Origin of the sequence: Niallia circulans, assembly GCF_003726095.1 — a bacterium.
GTDB classification, from domain to species: domain Bacteria; phylum Bacillota; class Bacilli; order Bacillales; family Cytobacillaceae; genus Niallia; species Niallia circulans_A.
Genome location: NZ_CP026031.1, coordinates 4,550,728 through 4,570,311, shown reverse-complemented (window position 1 = coordinate 4,570,311; position 19,584 = coordinate 4,550,728). Strand labels below are relative to the sequence as shown.

The following is a 19,584-nucleotide window of genomic DNA, read 5'->3' as shown; positions in this document are numbered from 1 at the left end:
TTATTATCTTTTATTCATTTCCTGAACTAATAACTTGTTGACCATTTGTGGATTTGCTTGGCCTTTTGTTGCTTTCATTAATTGCCCAACAAGGAAACCAATTGCTTTTTGTTTTCCGTTTTTAAAGTCTTCTATGGATTGCGGATTATTATCTAACACTTCACCAATAATTTTCAGTAATGCACCTTCGTCAGAGATTTGCACTAGCCCCTTCTCTTTTACAATGGCTTCCGCATCGCCGCCGTTTTCAATCAGTTCTTTAAAAACTTGTTTCGCAATCTTACTGGAGATTGTCCCATTTCCAATCAGCTTAATCATGCCAGCAAGGTTTTCTGGAGTAAGCTTTACTTCAGCCAGCTCCTTTTGTTCGGCATTTAAATAAGCAGAGACATCTCCCATTACCCAGTTAGAAGCTAACTTTGGCTCGGCTCCATTTGCCACAGTACCTTCAAAGAAGTCAGCCATTTCCTTCGTAACGGTTAATACTTTTGCATCGTACTCTGGTAAGCCCCATTCTTCCATATAGCGCTTTTGTCTTGCATCTGGCAACTCTGGAATTTCCGCACGGATTCTTGCCTTCCAGTCTTCATCAATATATAAATCTGGTAAATCCGGCTCAGGGAAGTAGCGATAATCATCAGAACCTTCTTTTACACGCATTAACAATGTCGTACTTGTTGCCTCATCAAAGCGGCGTGTTTCCTGATTAATAACACCACCGGAAGAAACAACTTCTCTTTGACGTTGCTCTTCGTATTCTAATCCTTTGCGGACAAAGTTAAAGGAGTTTAAGTTTTTCAGCTCTGTCTTTGTTCCAAATTCCGCTTGTCCTACTGGACGAATGGAAATGTTGGCATCACAGCGCAAAGAACCTTCTTCCATTTTACAGTCAGATACACCTGTGTATTGAATGATGGATTTCAATTTTTCTAAATATGCGTATGCTTCATTTGGTGTACGAATATCTGGCTCAGAAACGATTTCAATTAATGGCGTTCCTTGACGGTTGAAGTCCACTAACGAATATCCTTTCTCATGATTCAATTTCCCAGCATCCTCTTCTAAATGAACACGAGTAATGCCAATTCTTTTTTTATAGCCATCGACTTCAATTTCAATCCATCCATGTTCACCAATAGGCTTATCAAATTGAGAGATTTGGTAAGCTTTCGGATTGTCCGGATAAAAATAGTTTTTACGGTCAAATTTCGTTTCTGTAGCTATTTCACAATTTAATGCCATAGAAGCTTTCATGCCATATTCTACAGCCTTTTTATTTAAAACAGGCAGTACACCCGGATATCCTAAATCTACTACTGTTGTGTTTGTATTTGGTGCAGCGCCAAAATGGTTAGGACTTGCGGAAAATATTTTTGATTGTGTTTTTAACTCTACATGGACTTCTAGCCCAATGACTGTTTCAAATTCCATTTTTTTCACCCCTTACAGCGTTGGTTTTTGTTTATGATAGTCTGTAGCCTGTTCAAACGCATACGCTACTTTATAAACAGATGCTTCATCAAAGTGTTTTCCAATAATTTGTAAACCAAGCGGTAAACCGTTAGAGAATCCACAAGGAACAGAAATACCTGGAACTCCAGCAAGGTTCACTGGAATTGTTAAAATATCATTTGCATACATAGTTAAAGGATCATCTACCTTTTCTCCCAATTTAAAGGCAGGAGTCGGTGTAGTTGGACCAACAATTACATCATATTCTTCAAAAACATCTTCAAAGTCTTTTTTAATAAGAGTACGTACCTTTTGTGCTTTTTTATAATAAGCGTCATAGTAGCCAGAGCTTAAAGCAAAAGTACCAAGCATAATTCTACGCTTCACTTCATCTCCGAACCCTTCAGCACGAGAACGTTTGTATAGATCGATTAACGTTTCCGCATTATCCGCACGATATCCATAACGAACTCCATCAAAACGAGATAGGTTTGCTGATGCTTCTGAAGAAGATAGTAAATAGTAAGTTGCCAGGGCATATTTACTATGTGGCAGGGATACTTCTTCCCATGTTGCCCCTAATTTTTCCAATACTTTCAAAGCATCTAGAACTGATTGGCGCACAACTTCGCTAACACCCTCTGCTAGATACTCTTTCGGCACAGCTATTTTCATGCCCTTAATATCTCCAGTAAGCCCCTTTGTAAAATCAGGAACCTCTACATTTGCCGACGTAGAATCCATTGGATCTACTCCAGAAATAGCATTAAGTAAGAAAGCATTATCTTCTACCGTACGTGTAATTGGGCCGATTTGATCCAATGAGGAGGCAAATGCTACTAAGCCAAAACGAGAAATTCTTCCATATGTAGGTTTTAAGCCGACCACTCCGCAAAATGCTGCTGGTTGACGAATAGAACCACCAGTATCTGATCCAAGAGAAAATAATACCTCCCCTGCTGCTACAGATGCTGCTGATCCACCTGATGATCCACCAGGAACGGTCTCAAGATTCCAAGGGTTTTTCGTCTTTTGATAATAGGAATTCTCAGTTGAAGAACCCATAGCAAATTCATCCATATTAAGTTTTCCAATTGTTATTGCTCCTGCTGCTTGCAGCTTGTCTATAACTGTAGCATTATAAATCGGCTGGAAATTTTCTAAGATTCTGCTTGAACAGGTTGTTCTTAAATTCTTCGTAACAATATTATCTTTGATACCAATTGGCATTCCGAATAAGCTGCCTGAATGTTCCCCGTTCACTAATTTACTATCTAATTCACTAGCTTTAGATAAAGCATTTTCTTCATCTAATGTTAAAAATGCTTGTACTTTCTCATCTACATCTTTTATACGACTATACGATTCCTTTACTAAATCCGATACAGATATCTCTTTTTTATGTAATAGTTCTTGTAAATCTGTCATTTTTTGATCAAAAAGACTCATGTAGTTTCCCCTCCTTACTCCATAATAGATGGAACTTTAATTTGCCCATCTTGATGATCTGGTGCGTTACGTAAAACTTCCTCAACAGGCAGACCTTTTGTTGGTACATCTTCACGCAACACATTTTTCATATCTAAAACGTGGGAAGTTGGCTCGATCCCCTCTGTGTCTAGCTCATTTAGTTCTTCTGCAAAAGAAATAATAGCATCTAATTGCTTTTGAAAAAGCTCTGCTTCCTCTTCTGATATTTCAAGTCTAGCAAGATTGGCAACATGTTTTACTTCTTCCTTTGTTATTCTTGACATTATGTATGTCACCTCCATCATTATACGTACAACACAATAATCTGATAATAGCAAACAAATCAATAGGAAAGCAACCGAAAGAAGGAATATATCTTGTCAGAAGGCGATTTCTACAAAAAATAATGTCTTTCCACTACCATTAACCTAATTGAATTTCCATTAGCTATTTCCAAAATAAAAAATCTTTACATTTAATCAGTATCATTTCTCTTATTATACCATCTTGTCTAAGATGATTGTCCCTTCCTTTAAATACAAAAAAAGAAGAGCTGTTTTCTCTTCTTTTTTTATGGTATATTTTCCTCATCAGAAGTAAGGAGTGGCTCATACATCATTATTGCATGGTTTTCTGTAATATACTCTTCTTCCAATAATACTCCTCTCCTGTTATACTTTTTCCGATAAATTTGGTTATGGCGGATATAACCTCCGAAATAAGCGGGGGTTATTTGGTGTGCCTTTTCAAATACATCATAACGATATAAACTTGGCGATGCTCCTCTCCATTCTCCTTTCAAATGAGAATCTGTCACTTCGAGGCATAGTTGAAAAGAGGTATCTGTTTCATTCTTAATTTGCAGGTCTAAATAATTGTAGGAACAGGTTGCTCCACTTCCGAACGGCTGTGTTCTGTTAGAATCCGGAAAAACATCATAACTATGCCGATGTCTTTCCACTACGGTTAACGGGGTATGCAAGGCCATCCAATAAATAAGATTAGACAACTGACATAGTCCCCCGCCAACGCCCGTCCGATAACTTCCTGCAAAAAGAACCATGCCATCAACGTAACCTTTTTTATATGTCGGCCTTCCAATTGTTCTCCAATAGGAAAAGGTTTCTCCTGGTTCTAGTACGATCTGATTTATTTTTGAAACAGCTATTTTCAAATTAACAATTTTATTATATTGCAGTTTCATATCTACATCTTTTAGTTCTCTTAAGAGCATTGTTTTATGGGTAAAATAAGAATGGGGTAATAAAGCGGTTTGTTTTTTCATCGCATATTGTTTTCTTGCTATGATCCATTGGGCATATCTTTTGGTTATATAGTATTTCTTTCCGACATAAAGGCGCAAGGCTGATCTTTTTTTTGGTCTTAACGCTGTGATATCCATATTCACTCTCCATTTTTTTCCTTTTCCTACTTTATTTCGCTAATTACTTATAAACTCCTTCTTTTTCAGGTTATTCTCTGCAAATAGATAGGAAAAGGAAGCAAAATCCGCTACAATAGTTTATATTTAGAAGAAGACTAAAAAGCTAGGTGACAAAAATGAATGAATTAGATGCATTAAAATTAGAAAATCAACTTTGTTTTCTTTTATATGCAAGTTCTCGTGAATTGACGAAAAAATATAAACCATTGTTGGAAGAGCTCGATGTAACGTATCCACAGTACTTAGTACTTTTACTACTTTGGGAGCATAAAAGCCTTAGTGTAAAGGAAATGGGACATCATTTATATCTTGATTCGGGTACATTAACACCGATGCTAAAAAGAATGGAACAGCAACAACTACTAGAACGCAAACGTTCCCTTGAAGATGAGCGCTCGGTACTAATTACATTAACGGAAAAAGGTGCTTCTTTACAACAAAAAGCTGAGTGTATTCCAACAGAGATCCTAAAACTTTTCGAAAAATCGGATAAGGAAATCAATGATTTAAAGCAATCCCTTCAATTGCTTTTGCAAAATTTAACGAAATAACATAAGGAAATATAAAAGAGAGAAGAAGAAATTTCAAATTCCTTCTTCTCTCTTTTACAAAATATTAAGCTGTAACAACTTCTAATTGTACCTCGATATTACCTCTTGTTGCTTTTGAGTACGGGCAGAAATTATGAGCTTTGTGTACTAAATTCTCTAGTACTGTCTTTTCAATTCCAGTTCCTTTTACAGATAACTTAACACTTAGTTTAAATCCTTGATCTGTTTCATCCTTTAATAAGCTGACACTAGCTGTTGTTTCAGATTCAAAATTAACTTTTTCTCTCTGTGCCATTAATTGTAGCGCCCCGTCAAAACATGCTGCATATCCTGCTGCAAATAATTGCTCTGGATTTGTCGCATCTTCCAATTCCTTCGCTCTTTGTGTACCTGGCATAGCTGTATCAAATTGAATAACATAATCTTCAGATTCTACTCTTCCTTCTCTTCCTCCAGTTGCTGTAACAGACGTTGTAAGAATTGTATCGCTCATGATTCATTCCTCCAATAAATTTTGTTTTCGCAATTACATTGTACACAATATAATTGGACAACACAAATGTTTTTTACTTTCTTTCTTTTTTTATTTACCTATTTCAAGAGAAGTAAACATGCACGCAATGTTAATCCATAATAAAAAGCCCAAAAGATTTTCTTTTGGGCCATTTCTTATTTACTAAACCATTTTCCAATCGTCGTAAGCAATCCCTTTTTCTGATCTGTTTTTGAAGATTCCTCTGCAACTAAATCCGTTTTTGGCTCTCCGATATATATATCTTCTTTATTAATCGCATGATCATAAGCAATTAATAAACCAATATCACTGTCTGCCTCCTTATTGGTTACAATCGTGTATTCCATATGGGCTTCGTTAGCTTCCTTGATATACTTCGATAAGTACGAATAGTCTAGATGACCATTTAAATATAGCTTCGCACCCGGATTCTGTTTCATCGCATCTAATATTTCCTTATAGGGGGATGGTTCCATTACTTGTGATTGCTGTAATGCAATCACCACTCTTTCTCTTAAGGTACTGAGAAATTTTCTTCGTTCTTCTGGCTTTGTTTCCTTCGCCCCATACATCCCCTTTTGCATATAATCATCTAAGTTAGGGTTTGATGACATACTCACAACTCCTTTAAATAGATTCCTCTTTCCATACTATACTCTAATCCGCTAGTAAAAAACCTTGTACCTTTTTGAACTTTTTTTGTCATCATACAAAAAAAAGAGTGACAAGCATCATTCATTCCACTCGTTTAAGGGAAGCATGATGCTGAACACTCTCCATCATTATTGATAAATATGAATATACGGCTCTTCTGCATCTACATCACGAACAATTAATGCTTCTGGTCCATAAACAGATGTAATGCTAACCTGTACAGAAGAAGAATTATTTGGAGGGAAATGCTCCATCACCTTTCCTGCGACAAATTGTGTGAAGCCGAGCGCTTCTGCTTCTCCATAAAATTGAATCGGAATCTCGATACTTAAATTCTGCATTTTATCATTCACGTAGAAAGCTCTTCCGACCACACCATTAAAGTTAGGAAAATATTTCTCGATATCTTGCTTGAAATAAGAAAATGCATCTACTTCTGATTTATATTTTGTATCAGAGCTTGGGAATAATACATATTTTTCGTTAATACTTTCCCAATCACCAATACTATTACTGTTTCCTGCAATCTTTGCGTAAGCGAAGAAGTTTCCAGGTACAACTGAAGAGCTTTCCTTTTGCTCAAAAAGAGAGATAATAATCGGAACCTGTCCAAGACCTTCGACTCCTCTTATTCTTTTGACTACTTCTGCTGCAATTTTCTTTCCTTCTTTTTCAAGCTTTGTTCGATCAATTTTAAGCTCCTTAGCCGCGCCCTTTTCTTCATAGGTGTATACAGAATTCATTGCTAAACCAATGGAAATTCCCCCAAGCTTTAAGCTCTTATCATCCGTTTTCACCAAATAATCATGCTCCAGTATATGAGCTAAATAAACAGGTACTTTACCCTTGTCCTTGCCTGCTGGGTTTAGCCCATCAGGATTCTTTTCTGACTTTCTGCCCAGCCAGCTGGTGATTAAATCTTTATCTAAATACTGACCTTCTTGAAAAAAATATTCTTCAGGGTCATAGGCATTTTGTGCAATTCTCATTAAGCCTGTTTCAAATTCAGCAATGTCATAACGAGTATTTAAATTGTTTACTACTAATCCTCTTGCTTCAGATGGCTTAAATGGAACCACTACCTTATAATAATCATCAGAGATTTTATAGTTCGGCAGAATAGCTGTTTCCGTCGTATTACTATCTACATCCTCTGTCTTTACTTTTTCTTCTTTATTAAAGTTTGGTGCACAAGCTGATAGAACCAATACTAGTACCAACACCATCAATACGTGTTTCTTCATTCGTTAAACACACCTTTATTCTTCAATTCTGCCATAAGTCTTTCCTCATCCCAAACTTCAATGCCTAGCTGTTCCGCTTTTGTCAGTTTACTTCCTGCCTCTTCCCCTGCAATCACTAAATCTGTTTTCTTTGAAACACTTCCTGTTATTTTACCACCTAATAATTCAATTTGTTCTTTTGCTTCATTACGAGAAAGCTGCTCTAGCTTTCCTGTTAATACAATTGTTTTGCCAGAAAAGACTGAATCACTCTCTTCTACTGCTATTGGTAATGGACCGGTATATTCCATATTAACACCATATGTTTTAAGCTCAGTAATTAATTCGATTACTTCTTCTTGTTCGAAAAAAGTAACAATCGAATCAGCCATTTTTTCACCAATTTCGTTAATAGCTGTTAAATCCTCTTTAGTGGCTACCATAAGCTGGTCCATTGTTTTAAATTCCATCGCAATTGTTTTGGCCGCCTTGGCCCCTACATGTCGAATTCCTAAACCAAATAATAACCTTTCAAGGGAGTTTTGCTTTGATGCTTCAATTGCTTCTAATAAATTATGAACAGATTTTTCGCCCATTCTTTCTAATTGAATTAATTGGTCGAATTGTAAAGTGTATAAATCAGCAACATCTTCGATTAGTTTTTCGGAAAATAATTGGCTGATTACTCGCTCACCTAGTCCGTCTATATTCATTGCATTTCGAGAAACAAAATGAATCAAGCCTTCCCTAATTTGTGCTGGGCATTTTGGATTAATACATCGTAAGGCCACTTCCCCTTCGATACGTACAAGTTCACTCTCGCATTCAGGACAATGAGTTGGCATCAGAAATTCTTCTTCTTCACCAGTTCTTTTTTCTACTAAAACATTTACTACTTCTGGAATAATGTCTCCAGCCTTTTTTATTACGACCATATCGCCAAGCTTAATATCTTTTTCTCTTATTAAGTCTTCATTATGCAAGGAAGCTCTTTTCACTGTTGTACCCGCAACCTTTACTGGCTCAAGTACAGCAGTAGGTGTAATCACACCTGTTCTTCCAACATTTAGTTCGATGCTTAGAAGCTTCGTCATTACTTCTTCAGCTGGAAACTTATATGCTATCGCCCATCTTGGACTTTTCACGGTTGTTCCAAGCTGTTCTTGATGTACTAAATTATCTACCTTTATCACAATACCATCTATTTCGTATGGCAAGTGAGGGCGTTTTTCCTGCCAGCCTTCAATATAATGTAAAACATCTTCGATGGTTGCACATCTTTTTCTTTCTTTATTCGTCTTAAAGCCAAGAGTATCTAATAAATCAAGGCCTTCGCTATGAGATTGAATACCAGTCTGCCCAGCGTCTCCAATCGCATAGAGAAAAATATCTAAATTTCGAGAAGCCGCAATGCGAGGATCTAATTGACGTAACGAGCCTGCTGCAGCATTCCGTGGATTTGCAAATGGCTCTTCTCCATTTTCATCTTTCGCTTTATTCAGTGCCTCAAACGACTTTTTTGGCATGAATGCTTCTCCACGGACTTCTAAACTCACCGCCTGATTTAATCGGAGCGGAATGGAGCGAATTGTTTTGAGATTCGCTGTAATATCTTCTCCAGTGGTTCCGTCTCCTCGTGTAGCTCCTTGCTCAAATAAACCATTCTCATATCGAAGAGAAACAGCAAGCCCATCTATCTTTAATTCACAAACATATGAAAAATCATCACCGATAACTGCACGAACCTTCCGATCAAAATCACGTAAATCCGCCTCATTAAATGCATTTCCTAAGCTCAACATCGGCTTTTGATGCTGAACCTTTGAGAACATATCCAATACTTCTCCTCCGATTCTCTGGGATGGAGAATCATTGGTTTTTAAGCTTGGGAATTTTTCCTCCAACTGGATTAATTCATTTAATAATGCGTCATATTCCGAATCAGGAACAGAAGGATTATCCAGAACATAATATTCATATCCATATTGATTTAATAAATTATGCAGCTCTTTTACTCGCTTCTCTGCAAGGTTTTGTTCCATATATCCGTTTCCTTTCCTTATCCTTTTTGAATCGGTGCAAATTTAGCCAATAATCGTTTAATCCCTACTGGGCTCGGAAAAGCAATATCTAATTCTTTTGAATCGCCTTCGCCTTTTACACTTACAACTGTACCAGTGCCCCATTTTCCATGGACTGCTTTATCGCCTATACTCCATCCGATTCCTTCACCGCCTGTTGCAACTGCCGCAGGACGAATAACAGCCTTTCTTGTTGGCTGTTGTTGTGTGTAAGAGCTTCGACTACTATTTTGAGGAGAAGCCATTCTTTGCCTATTTGAAACTGGATTTAATCCTTCTAGTAAATCTTCTGGAATTTCTTTTACAAAACGAGAAGGTGGATTCATATTGGTACGTCCAAATAACGTTCTCATCTGTGCATTGGTTAAATATAATTGCTTTTCAGCTCGCGTAATGCCTACATATGCAAGGCGTCGTTCTTCCTCCATTTCCGTTTCTTCCATTAATGAACGGGAATGAGGGAACACACCTTCTTCCAGACCAATTAAGAAAACAATTGGGAATTCCAAACCTTTTGCAGAGTGCAAGGTCATTAAGACAACCGAATCCGCTTGATTTCCGTCATCATCTAACTTATCAATATCAGCAACCAATGCTAAATCTGTTAAGAATGCAATTAACGATTTATCATCGTTAGCTTCCTCAAAGTTCTTCGATACGGACATAAATTCTTCAATGTTTTCTAATCTACTTTGAGCCTCAATCGACTTTTCTGCCTTTAGCATATCTACATAACCAGATTTATCAATAACTTCTTCGACAAGTTCTGTTACAGATAAGTATTCCTGCATTCTTGTATAATTTTGAATCAAATCACGGAATTCACTGGCAGCTTTTGTAATCTTTGGACTTAAACCAATTAATTCAACAGCTTCTAATGCTTGATACATAGACATATCATGCATTGCTGCGAAATTGGCAATCTTATCAACAGAACTAGAGCCAATTCCACGTTTTGGAACATTAATCACTCGTTGAAAACTAATATCATCGTCAGGATTAGCGATTAAGCGAAGATAAGCAAGCGTATCCTTAATTTCCTTTCGATCATAGAACTTTATACCTCCAACAATCGAATATTCAATATTGGCTTTAAGAAGCATTTCCTCCATAACACGAGATTGTGCATTTGTTCGATACAGAATAGCTATATCTGATAAATTCAAAGAGCTTTCTCTTCTTAATTCTTGAATTTTCCCAATAACAAATTGTGCTTCTCCTTGCTCGCTATCTGCTCGATAATAGTAAATTTTGCTTCCGTCTTCATTCTCTGTCCATAAGTTTTTATCTTTACGGCTAGAGTTATTAGCAATGACTTGGTTTGCTGCCTGTAGAATTCTTTTGGTGGAACGATAATTTTGTTCCAGCATTACTACTTTTGCATTTGGATAATCCTTTTCAAAAGAAAGGATATTTGAAATATCTGCACCACGCCATGCGTAAATAGACTGATCAGAATCACCAACTACACATAAATTGCGGAATCGACTTGCTAGAAGCTTGACCAGCATATATTGCGATCTATTCGTATCCTGATACTCATCCACATGAATATACTGAAATTTACGTTGATAGTATTCCAAAACTTCCGGTACTCTTTGAAAAAGATTAATGGTCTGCATAATTAGATCATCAAAATCTAATGCTTGGTTCTTTCGTAAACGTCTTTGATATTCTGTATATACATCACTAACTATTTGTGAGAAGTAATCACCAGCAGTCTTCGCAAATTCCTCTGGAGTTACAAGTTCATTTTTGGAAGAACTAATACTTGCAAGAATAGCACGGGGATCATATTTCTTCGGATCGATATTACGGTCTTTTAAAATACCTTTAATAACAGATTGCTGATCAGTCGTATCCAATATTGTAAAATTACGATTGTATCCAATTCGATCAATATCTTTTCTCAAAATACGTACACACATAGAGTGAAAAGTTGATATCCATATTTCTTCGCTTGCTCCACCTAAAACAGCTGCTATCCTCTGACGCATTTCCTTCGCTGCTTTATTGGTAAACGTAATTGCTAAGATATTGTATGGATTGACTCCCTTTTCCACCATAAGATAAGCAATTCTCTGTGTTAAAACTCGGGTTTTTCCACTTCCTGCCCCTGCCATTATTAAGAGAGGGCCATCTGTTGCTTTTACTGCTTCCTTTTGCTCAGGATTTAATCCATTTAAAATTTTATCTGTTAAAAATTGCATCTTTTCACCACCATAAGAACATATATTCTATTTTAACTTAGCTTTATTGTTTATTCAACGCTTGCTCTTTTTTATTTCAATTGTGTGTAATGCGGCTGATAGGTCTTTATAAATAACGTTTCCGACTACAATGACATCCGCATATCTTCCCATTTCCTCTGCCTGTTCCACAGTCTCAATTCCTCCACCGTAAAACAAGAACGTCTCGTTCAATTGACTTTTAGCCGCTTTAACTAACGAAGGATTTCCATAACTCCCACTGTATTCCATATAAAAAATAGGCAAATGAAACATCTTCTCTGCCATTAAAGCATAGGCTGCAATATCTTCTTCTGATAAATTTGTTTTCGCACTCGTTAATTTTGCAGCTTTACAATCTTCGTTTAAAACACAATAGCCTTGAATAAGAAATTCATCCCAATCCATTAGTTCTCCGTATTCCTTCATTGCTTCATGATGAAGACCAGTTATCCATTTTGGATCACTGCTATTTAAAACCGTAGGAATAAAATATAAATCAAATCCGGGTGAAACCGAATCTATTGTTGACACTTCTAATATACAAGGTACTGTATAGCGACGAACACGAGCCATGAGATTCAATACATTATCCAACGTAATCCCATCTGTTCCGCCAATGATGATTGCATCTGTACCAGATTCGCATAAACTTTCTAATGCTTCATCTGAAATTTCCTTATTTGGGTCTAATTTAAATACATGACGCCATTCGCGCACATCATACATGCAAACTTCCTCCATTCTAACCATTACATCATTTCATTATAGCATTAGATATTCCATCAAAAAAGAAATCCTACCGTATAATTTCTTGTAAATTTTTCTTGGTGCCAAGAAAAGCGCAGGGCACCCAGTAGGAGCGTGTGGGATGGAGTGACCTTTCCTGAGATATAGGAAACACGGTGAACGTCAGTGAACCGATGTTGACTTATCGTAGGGAAAGGGCGCGAAGCCCAGCAGCTCCTGGGTGCCCGGAGCTAGACAATCAGAAAAGCGTAGGCGCCTTGATTACCGCCGTTCAAACTGGAGGGGCATCGACTAAGATATAGGAAACACGGTGAACACTAGTGAGCCGATGTTGACTTATCGTAGGGAGATGTCCTGAAGTTTGCTAAGCGGTAGGCGCCGGAGCTAGACAATCAAGAAAAGCGCAGGGCACCCGGTAGGAGCGTGTGGGATGGAGTGACCTTTCCTGAGATATAGGAAACACGGTGAACGTCAGTGAACCGATGTTGACTTATCGTAGGGAAAGGGCGCGAAGCCCAGCAGCTCCTGGGTGCCCGGAGCTAGACAATCAGAAAAGCGTAGGCGCCTTGATTACCGCCGCTCAAACTGGAGGGGCATCGACTAAGATATAGGAAACACGGTGAACACTAGTGAGCCGATGTTGACTTATCGTAGGGAGGTGTCCTGAAGTTTGCTAGGCGGTAGGCGCCGGAGCTAGACGATCAGAAAATCGCAGGGCACCTGGTTAGAATTTATAGCACTTTTACTATTGGACGAAATAGGCAAAGCAATTGTTTCATGATTCACAAAACAAGTAAGTATGTTTATTCTTTCTAAAATAAAAAAAGGGTTGTCCGAAAAAAGAAAATCGCGTGGACTTAATCTTTTTTGGGGACATCCCTTTATCCTATTCTTCCGTTTCGGTCTGTTCTTCTTTCTTAATTCTTGATAATGCTAGTTCATACGCGTCATTACCATAATTTAAGCATCGTTTTACACGAGATATAGTTGCGGTACTTGCACCTGTTTCTTTTTCAATTGTATGATAAGTATTGCCTTCTCGAAGCATCCTTGCAACTTCTAACCGCTGTGATAGTGATTGAATTTCATTCACTGTGCATAAATCATCAAAAAACTGATAGCATTCTTCTAAACTCTCTAGGGAGAGAATGGACTCAAATAATTGATCCAACTCTCTTCCTCTTAATTTATCTATTTGCATAGGATACCTCCATTTTTTCCTTAATGAATTAACTACATGGATTATAAAAAACTATTTAATTATTTTTTCAGCGTAACAGCACTCTTTAATCCTGGAGTAGAAGGAATAATATTTATCCATGTCTTTCCTGGTATGAGTCCAACTTGTTTATCTTCTTTAAAGGGGAGAATTCGCCCGTTTATATTTTTCCAATCTATTTCCTGCCATCTTCCATGCTGTAACAAATACGCATTGCCGCCAGATAGTAAATCAATGTCTTTTCTTCCTTTATTATCAACAACCTTATGACTCGTTTCAATAATAAAAACATTATCTACCGCCACAGTTGCTTTTGTTTCATTATCTATTGTTTGTTCTCCATTTGAAAAACGAATATATTTCTGAACATCCTGATCATATAAAAACTGTGAATTATAGTTTGGATTTTTCCCATAATTAATGTTGATCGAGCTTGACTCTTCTCCCTCGATTTCCTCTAACTCCTTTGTATTTAAAAATAACAAAGATTCTGGTGCCCCTTTTAGTGAATAATTATTTGCATTTGCCCCCTTCTCAATATTAGCAAAGCTTATGTAAGAATTATGAGGTGCAACTCGGTCAGGGGACCTTTTAAAGAGGGTGCCATCATACTCCATCCCATTTAAATTATCAATATAACCGTTTGTAAGTAGTTTTTTTGCTTCTGGACTATATCCATGTGCAATATATAAACTATTATAACCCTTTGCTAGCTCGATATAATAGTCTCGGGAACTACGGACAGGACCAATAAGCTTAGGGATTGAGCTTTGAAAAATCGCTAGAAATCGGGTAACTTCTCCTTCTGCTAATACTTCATACACAATATCTGCTTCTGTCAGTCCTGTTTGAGGTCTCGCTTTAGGATGATTATTAATCATAACAGAAACTGCACGATTCGTACTTTCTGTGTTACTAGGGAGCCCAGTTAGTGGATACAAAGTAGAAAGATCTTTTATTCCCTCTTCTTCCTTAGCTCCATTGCCAGTTTGATTACCATTATGTTTTCCAACATCTTTCGGTTCACTATTGCAGGCTGTTAAGACAAAAAGCAGAAATAGAGAAACAAACCACCTTTTCTTCATAGTCCCCTCCTATTTCGTTATTGGTGCAATGGGAATGTTGTGACTATATAACTACTCTCCTTATAAGAGAATAGAACTTTACCTATTAAATATATCAGAATATTCTAATTAAACAATAGGACTCTTTTATATTTTAACGCATTATCGCTGGAAAGAGTACAGTTTTATTCATTACGTCATATAAACCTTTTTGGGTTATCCGAATATATGGTAAATGAGTGGAGGTGAAAAATACAATTGTATAAATTGGGTCTTCATAACGATAACCTCTGTCCTTTATATAGTCGAATAGTTCTTTTTCCTTTTCAATTAATTCTTCCATCGACATGGAAGCCATCATCCCTCTTAATGGCAAAGGAATTTCTATATCAACCTTGCCATCTTTCACTAAGACAATCCCTCCGCCTATTTCTTTTAATCGTTCAAATGCGGTTATCATATCTTTTTGGCTTTTTCCTAATAACACAATATCTCCATCACCTGTATAAGAACTCGCCATTCCTCCGATTCTATTGGAGAAACCCTTTAATAAAGTATTGATTCGCCATTCTCCTTCTCGGTCAATCAACATGAAATAACATTCATCATGTTCCTCTGTGAGAATAGTATCAGAAACATTAATTGAAATGGAATAGGGCTTTGTAATGACGGCATTTTCCAAGCTTATTCCAAACGGCATTGAAAATTGCATATCAAGACTATTTACATTCCACTTTATATCTAATGGACTTAAATCAAACTGTTTCCAATCAACAATAGGGTACGCATCTCTCATTTCTCTTCCATCTTTTTTCACCCAAATTCCTTTTGCTAATACAGAAACAGGAGTTGGATTTTTTTTATCCTTCAGAAAGTTGATATTTGCAACTCTTCCCGTTGCAATATTCCCATGCAAATGTTCCATTCCATGATATTTAGCGATATTAATGGTTGCCATATTATAGGCATCTATTACTGGTACGCCATGATTCATCGCAATCCGAATAAGCTGATCAATATGGCCATTTTCATAAAAGGAAGAAGGAGATCCATCTGTTGTTAGCATAAAATAATCATATTGTTCAATGCCCAATTCTTTTATTTCCTTTAATAATTTCGGTAAATCTGGGCGAATAGACGAATAACGAAGACTAACTTTGTATCCTTGGAGCAAACGATTTAACACTTCTTTCCCAGTCATTGCTTCATGATCACTATCCACTCCCAGCAACATCAATTTGGCCAGTGTTTTCTCCGATGCTCCTGGAAAATGCCCCTCAATTCTTTTTCTTAATCGTTTCGTCTCCTGCATCCAATGAAGCATCATATCATCACCATCGAGAAGCCTCGGCCATCCCGTTAGCTCTCCTCCTTGAATAACTGCATCATGCTCCAGCCAACTTTTTACATTCCCATGAGAAAATATTAGTTCTTCCTCTTGCAACTCTGTTTGGGCATCATATCTGCTCCACCATAATATAGTGGAAGGAATATCTTTCATGAAGTTTAAAAAAGTAAACGCTTTCTTTTTTTCTAACTGCATAGCCAAAACTAAGTTATCATTCACATGTGTCGTTGTTCCAAATTGTGATGTATATTGGGCTAAGGTTAGGGGATTATAAATTTGAAAAGGATGCGCATGTGGTTCAATGTATCCTGGAACTAAAAAAAGATTAGTGCAATCAACAATTTCTGCTTGATCTATTTGTTTGGGCATATCATTGCCCACATAAATAATTCTATCTTGATATATCCATATATTAGCAAGTAACCACTTTCGTAATACCTGATTTAAATATGTTGCATTTTTTAAAACGATTGAAGGGGATTTTTCACCATTCAAAATGGATACATGGTCACGCAAAACTTTGTTTTTCCATCGATATCGCTGAGCTAACACTACGCTTCCTCCCTTTTCATATCTGTTACCTGTATATAAAAATGTAACGATTTTTCTTTATAAGATGAAGAATTTGTATGGAATTCCCTAAGATTAACATTATTTTACCATATAAAGTAACAATTCATATTACCGTTTTGTTAAATTTATGTAGGAGGAACGAAACTTATGAATCCAAAACAAAATATAAGTTTGATCAATGCGCTTATTCGAATTACCTGCGGCTGTGCATTTCTCGCATGGAGCACAGCAAAAATGGCAAAAAAGCCTTATAAACAATCTTATTTTCTTATTGCTCTACTTGCTGGAATGAAAATTGCAGAAGGGATTGTTCGTTATTGTCCAGTTGTTGCTCTTTATGAGAAAAAGGATGCAATTATGCCAAAATCTGAGCACAACCATTCCAAAAGTCAAAGTTCCAATATCCCCTCATCAGATGAAAGTAAAACCAATAATTCTGAGTCATCATCTAAGGAAGTTACTGAGATGATGGAGCAATTTAGTCCAGAGAAGATATTTTCCCCAGATGATATGAAAAAATAATTACTGCACGGGCTATCCGAGAGATTGGATAGCCTTTATCTCTTGCTAAATATAGGTTTAGGAATGCTAGGATGTGGTAAATGCATTAACAGAAACGAACGAAGGAGCTGGTCAAATGACAAAGCCAAAAAACCCATTAGATCTATACTATAACGATGACTTTCCAAAACAATATCAGGAACCTCCTGGTGTCCAAGCTAAAATGGATCCACAACCTGACTGTGGAGAAACTAGCTATCAAGGATCTGGTAAATTAAAAAATCGAAAAATATTAGTTACCGGTGGTGATTCTGGAATTGGGCGTGCAGCTGCCATCGCTTATGCTCGTGAAGGTGCAGATGTAGCGATTAACTACCTACCAGAAGAACAAGAAGATGCTGATGAAGTACAAAAGTTAGTCGAAGCAGAAGGACAAAAAGCCATTCTTATACCTGGAGATTTAAGTAATGAAAGTTTCTGCAAGGACTTAGTGGACAAAGCCTATAATGAACTTGGTGGACTCGACGTATTAGCCTTAGTTGCAGGAAAACAACAAGCAGTTGATGATATTATGGAACTTTCAACAGAGCAGCTAAGAAAAACTTTCGAAGTAAATGTATTCTCTCTCTATTGGGTAGTGAAAGCAGCACTTCCATACTTGCCAAAGGGAGCTTCTATTATCACAACTACGTCTGTTCAAGGCTATAACCCTAGTCCCAATTTATTAGATTATGCTCCATCTAAATTTGCTATCAATGGCTTTACTCGTGGACTTGCCAAACAATTAGCATCTAAAGGAATCCGGGTAAACTCCGTTGCTCCAGGCCCAATTTGGACTGCCTTACAAATTACAGGCGGACAGCCAAGTGAAGCCATCCCAACATTCGGTCAGCAAGCTCCATTAAAACGAGCTGGACAACCAGTCGAACTATCTAGTATTTATGTTTTCTTAGCATCCGATGAATCTAGCTATGTTACCGCACAAATATACGGAATAACAGGCGGAATTGAATTAGCATAAATTATAAAAGAGGAAGTTCTTTCGTTACCTATGACATTGCTTTTTACATGTTATCGGGCTATGAGGACTTCCTCTTTTACCCATGCTCCTTCTTTTTCCTGCTTCCCGGCACAGACAGCCTTTCTCTGTTGCCTTTCACTATATATACTTATGTTTTCCACTAACATACTAAAACAACAAAAAACCCCCATATGCAATCATCAACAAAGTCTCACATACAGGGATTCCTTCTTATTTTACTGCTTTAAAGCCAATGTCTTTTCGATAAAAAATGCCATCGCTCTCTAATTTCTTTAGTTCTTTATATACTTTATCCTGTGCCTCTTTTAATGTACGGCTCTTAGCAGCAACTAACAAAACACGTCCGCCATTCGTGGTAAATGCACCAGCTTCATTTAAGTCGGTTCCCGCATGAAAAATAGAGACATCCTCCATTTTATCTAATCCTTGGATAACTGCACCTTTTTCATATGCTTCTGGATAGCCTTTTGCCGCAATAACTACTCCTAGCATATCCTCTTCATACCATTCAATCGACGGAGTTTCTCCATTTAAAATAGATAAAATGACTTCCACTAAATCGGACTTCATCCGTGGTAAGATGACTTGTGTTTCTGGGTCCCCTAGTCTTGCGTTAAACTCAATTACTTTTGGGCCTTTATCCGTTGCAATTAAGCCAGCGTATAAAATACCTGTAAATGTTCTGTCTTCTGCTATCATTGCTTTTGCCGTAGGTTTTACAATCGTTTCAATAGCAGTTTGCACGATTGCCGGATCAATGTGTGGAACAGGAGAATAAGCTCCCATTCCCCCTGTATTTGGCCCTTTATCTCCGTCAAAAGCACGTTTATGATCTTGCGCAATTTCTAATGGAATCACGGTTTCTCCATTCACAAAAGACATTAAAGAAAATTCTTCCCCGGCTAAAAACTCCTCAATAACAACTGTTGCAGATGCACTTCCGAATTTTTCGCCAACAAGCATTTCTTGGATGCTTTCTAATGCCTCTTCCATGTTCATCGCCACGGTTACACCTTTTCCTGCTGCTAATCCGTCTGCTTTAATAACAATTGGAGCACCCATTTCCTCAATATACGCTTTCGCCGCCTCATAATCCGAAAAGGTTTGGTATTCCCCTGTTGGAATATGATATTTCTTCATTAAATCTTTCGCGAAAGATTTGCTTCCTTCTATTTCTGCAGCACATTGATTCGGACCAAATACCTTTAAGCCAGCTGCTTGAAATGCATCCACTACACCAAGAAGTAACGGTACTTCTGGGCCGACAATGGTTAAATCAATCTTTTGTGTAAGTGCAAAATCAACCAGTTTTTCGACCTCTGTTTCTGCTATTTCAATACGCTCTGCCACATCAGTCATTCCGACATTTCCTGGCGCTACAAAAACTGTTTCAACTTTTTCACTTTCGCTTACTTTTGTACAAATCGCATGCTCCCGACCACCGCGGCCAATAACAAGTACTTTCATTCT

At 37.3% G+C, this 19,584-nt stretch carries 17 protein-coding genes; 3 read left to right on the top strand and 14 right to left on the bottom strand.

The genetic code is table 11. The features are described 5' to 3' along the window. Positions 1 to 3: 3 nt before the first annotated feature. The 4 genes from gatB to C2I06_RS21850 form a co-directional block, all read right to left on the bottom strand. Positions 4 to 1,431: an Asp-tRNA(Asn)/Glu-tRNA(Gln) amidotransferase subunit GatB gene (gene gatB, locus C2I06_RS21865; RefSeq protein WP_095333410.1), complete on the bottom strand. Its 1,428-nt coding sequence runs from the start codon at positions 1,429 to 1,431 to the stop codon at positions 4 to 6. Positions 1,432 to 1,443: 12 nt separating this feature from the next. Beyond that, positions 1,444 to 2,901, bottom strand: coding sequence for an Asp-tRNA(Asn)/Glu-tRNA(Gln) amidotransferase subunit GatA (gatA, locus tag C2I06_RS21860; protein ID WP_095333413.1), 1,458 nt, complete (start codon positions 2,899 to 2,901; stop codon positions 1,444 to 1,446). 14 nt (positions 2,902 to 2,915) lie between these two features. Continuing rightward, the gene (gene gatC / locus C2I06_RS21855; RefSeq protein ID WP_095333415.1) at positions 2,916 to 3,206 is read right to left on the bottom strand and encodes an Asp-tRNA(Asn)/Glu-tRNA(Gln) amidotransferase subunit GatC; all 291 of its coding nucleotides are present in this window, start codon (positions 3,204 to 3,206) and stop codon (positions 2,916 to 2,918) included. A 287-nt stretch (positions 3,207 to 3,493) separates the two neighbouring features. Continuing rightward, entirely contained in the window at positions 3,494 to 4,324 is an 831-nt protein-coding gene (locus C2I06_RS21850) for a VanW family protein (protein ID WP_123258838.1), read from the bottom strand. 158 nt (positions 4,325 to 4,482) lie between these two features. On the opposite strand from C2I06_RS21850, the gene C2I06_RS21845 reads away from it, so the two are divergent. Further along, complete coding sequence (locus C2I06_RS21845) at positions 4,483 to 4,917, top strand: MarR family winged helix-turn-helix transcriptional regulator (protein WP_095333420.1); 435 nt, start codon at positions 4,483 to 4,485, stop codon at positions 4,915 to 4,917. Between the two features lie 64 nt (positions 4,918 to 4,981). Here C2I06_RS21845 and C2I06_RS21840 read toward each other — a convergent pair whose 3' ends face one another. The 9 genes from C2I06_RS21840 to C2I06_RS21800 form a co-directional block, all read right to left on the bottom strand. Next, positions 4,982 to 5,410, bottom strand: coding sequence for an organic hydroperoxide resistance protein (locus C2I06_RS21840; RefSeq protein ID WP_047945001.1), 429 nt, complete (start codon positions 5,408 to 5,410; stop codon positions 4,982 to 4,984). A gap of 176 nt (positions 5,411 to 5,586) precedes the next feature. Further along, complete coding sequence (locus C2I06_RS21835; RefSeq protein WP_095333422.1) at positions 5,587 to 6,045, bottom strand: YueI family protein; 459 nt, start codon at positions 6,043 to 6,045, stop codon at positions 5,587 to 5,589. A gap of 168 nt (positions 6,046 to 6,213) precedes the next feature. Next, positions 6,214 to 7,329 carry a CamS family sex pheromone protein gene (locus tag C2I06_RS21830; RefSeq protein ID WP_095333424.1) on the bottom strand — a complete coding sequence of 372 codons (1,116 nt, stop codon included), beginning with the start codon at positions 7,327 to 7,329 and terminating at the stop codon, positions 6,214 to 6,216. Next, on the bottom strand, positions 7,326 to 9,350 hold the full coding sequence (ligA, locus tag C2I06_RS21825; protein ID WP_095333426.1) for an NAD-dependent DNA ligase LigA: 2,025 nt from the start codon (positions 9,348 to 9,350) through the stop codon (positions 7,326 to 7,328). The genes C2I06_RS21830 and ligA overlap by 4 nt, the downstream gene beginning before the upstream one ends. Before the next feature lie 17 nt (positions 9,351 to 9,367). After that, a complete protein-coding gene (gene pcrA, locus C2I06_RS21820; RefSeq protein WP_095333428.1) occupies positions 9,368 to 11,599 on the bottom strand; it encodes a DNA helicase PcrA in 2,232 nt (743 codons plus the stop codon). A gap of 54 nt (positions 11,600 to 11,653) precedes the next feature. Further along, positions 11,654 to 12,346 carry a heptaprenylglyceryl phosphate synthase gene (gene pcrB / locus C2I06_RS21815; RefSeq protein ID WP_123258837.1) on the bottom strand — a complete coding sequence of 231 codons (693 nt, stop codon included), beginning with the start codon at positions 12,344 to 12,346 and terminating at the stop codon, positions 11,654 to 11,656. 907 nt (positions 12,347 to 13,253) lie between these two features. Then, on the bottom strand, positions 13,254 to 13,568 hold the full coding sequence (locus C2I06_RS21810; RefSeq protein WP_095333432.1) for a YerC/YecD family TrpR-related protein: 315 nt from the start codon (positions 13,566 to 13,568) through the stop codon (positions 13,254 to 13,256). A 59-nt stretch (positions 13,569 to 13,627) separates the two neighbouring features. Further along, positions 13,628 to 14,671: a DUF3048 domain-containing protein gene (locus C2I06_RS21805; protein ID WP_095333434.1), complete on the bottom strand. Its 1,044-nt coding sequence runs from the start codon at positions 14,669 to 14,671 to the stop codon at positions 13,628 to 13,630. A gap of 133 nt (positions 14,672 to 14,804) precedes the next feature. Then, positions 14,805 to 16,550, bottom strand: a complete 1,746-nt coding sequence (locus tag C2I06_RS21800; RefSeq protein ID WP_095333436.1) for an adenine deaminase C-terminal domain-containing protein — start codon at positions 16,548 to 16,550, stop codon at positions 14,805 to 14,807. A 168-nt stretch (positions 16,551 to 16,718) separates the two neighbouring features. Between C2I06_RS21800 and C2I06_RS21795 the strand changes: the two genes are divergently transcribed. Both C2I06_RS21795 and C2I06_RS21790 read left to right on the top strand, forming a co-directional pair. Beyond that, entirely contained in the window at positions 16,719 to 17,093 is a 375-nt protein-coding gene (locus C2I06_RS21795; protein ID WP_095333438.1) for a YgaP-like transmembrane domain, read from the top strand. A gap of 115 nt (positions 17,094 to 17,208) precedes the next feature. Further along, positions 17,209 to 18,093, top strand: coding sequence for an SDR family oxidoreductase (locus tag C2I06_RS21790; protein ID WP_095333462.1), 885 nt, complete (start codon positions 17,209 to 17,211; stop codon positions 18,091 to 18,093). A 231-nt stretch (positions 18,094 to 18,324) separates the two neighbouring features. Here the strand turns inward: C2I06_RS21790 and purD are convergent, their stop codons facing one another. Beyond that, a complete protein-coding gene (gene purD, locus C2I06_RS21785) occupies positions 18,325 to 19,581 on the bottom strand; it encodes a phosphoribosylamine--glycine ligase (protein ID WP_123258836.1) in 1,257 nt (418 codons plus the stop codon). Between the last annotated feature and the right edge of the window lie 3 nt (positions 19,582 to 19,584).

What these genes read in the sequence shown, in the direction of transcription:
- pcrB (WP_123258837.1), bottom strand. Translation starts at nt 12,346, where the DNA reads ATGTATGATGTGCGCGAATGGCGTCATGTATTTAAATTAGACCCAAAT.
- C2I06_RS21835 (WP_095333422.1), bottom strand. Translation starts at nt 6,045, where the DNA reads ATGTCATCAAACCCTAACTTAGATGATTATATGCAAAAGGGGATGTAT.
- C2I06_RS21790 (WP_095333462.1), top strand. Translation starts at nt 17,209, where the DNA reads ATGACAAAGCCAAAAAACCCATTAGATCTATACTATAACGATGACTTT.
- pcrA (WP_095333428.1), bottom strand. Translation starts at nt 11,599, where the DNA reads ATGCAATTTTTAACAGATAAAATTTTAAATGGATTAAATCCTGAGCAA.
- gatA (WP_095333413.1), bottom strand. Translation starts at nt 2,901, where the DNA reads ATGAGTCTTTTTGATCAAAAAATGACAGATTTACAAGAACTATTACAT.
- C2I06_RS21845 (WP_095333420.1), top strand. Translation starts at nt 4,483, where the DNA reads ATGAATGAATTAGATGCATTAAAATTAGAAAATCAACTTTGTTTTCTT.
- C2I06_RS21805 (WP_095333434.1), bottom strand. Translation starts at nt 14,671, where the DNA reads ATGAAGAAAAGGTGGTTTGTTTCTCTATTTCTGCTTTTTGTCTTAACA.
- C2I06_RS21810 (WP_095333432.1), bottom strand. Translation starts at nt 13,568, where the DNA reads ATGCAAATAGATAAATTAAGAGGAAGAGAGTTGGATCAATTATTTGAG.
- C2I06_RS21850 (WP_123258838.1), bottom strand. Translation starts at nt 4,324, where the DNA reads ATGGATATCACAGCGTTAAGACCAAAAAAAAGATCAGCCTTGCGCCTT.
- gatC (WP_095333415.1), bottom strand. Translation starts at nt 3,206, where the DNA reads ATGTCAAGAATAACAAAGGAAGAAGTAAAACATGTTGCCAATCTTGCT.
- gatB (WP_095333410.1), bottom strand. Translation starts at nt 1,431, where the DNA reads ATGGAATTTGAAACAGTCATTGGGCTAGAAGTCCATGTAGAGTTAAAA.
- C2I06_RS21830 (WP_095333424.1), bottom strand. Translation starts at nt 7,329, where the DNA reads ATGAAGAAACACGTATTGATGGTGTTGGTACTAGTATTGGTTCTATCA.
- C2I06_RS21795 (WP_095333438.1), top strand. Translation starts at nt 16,719, where the DNA reads ATGAATCCAAAACAAAATATAAGTTTGATCAATGCGCTTATTCGAATT.
- C2I06_RS21840 (WP_047945001.1), bottom strand. Translation starts at nt 5,410, where the DNA reads ATGAGCGATACAATTCTTACAACGTCTGTTACAGCAACTGGAGGAAGA.
- purD (WP_123258836.1), bottom strand. Translation starts at nt 19,581, where the DNA reads ATGAAAGTACTTGTTATTGGCCGCGGTGGTCGGGAGCATGCGATTTGT.
- ligA (WP_095333426.1), bottom strand. Translation starts at nt 9,350, where the DNA reads ATGGAACAAAACCTTGCAGAGAAGCGAGTAAAAGAGCTGCATAATTTA.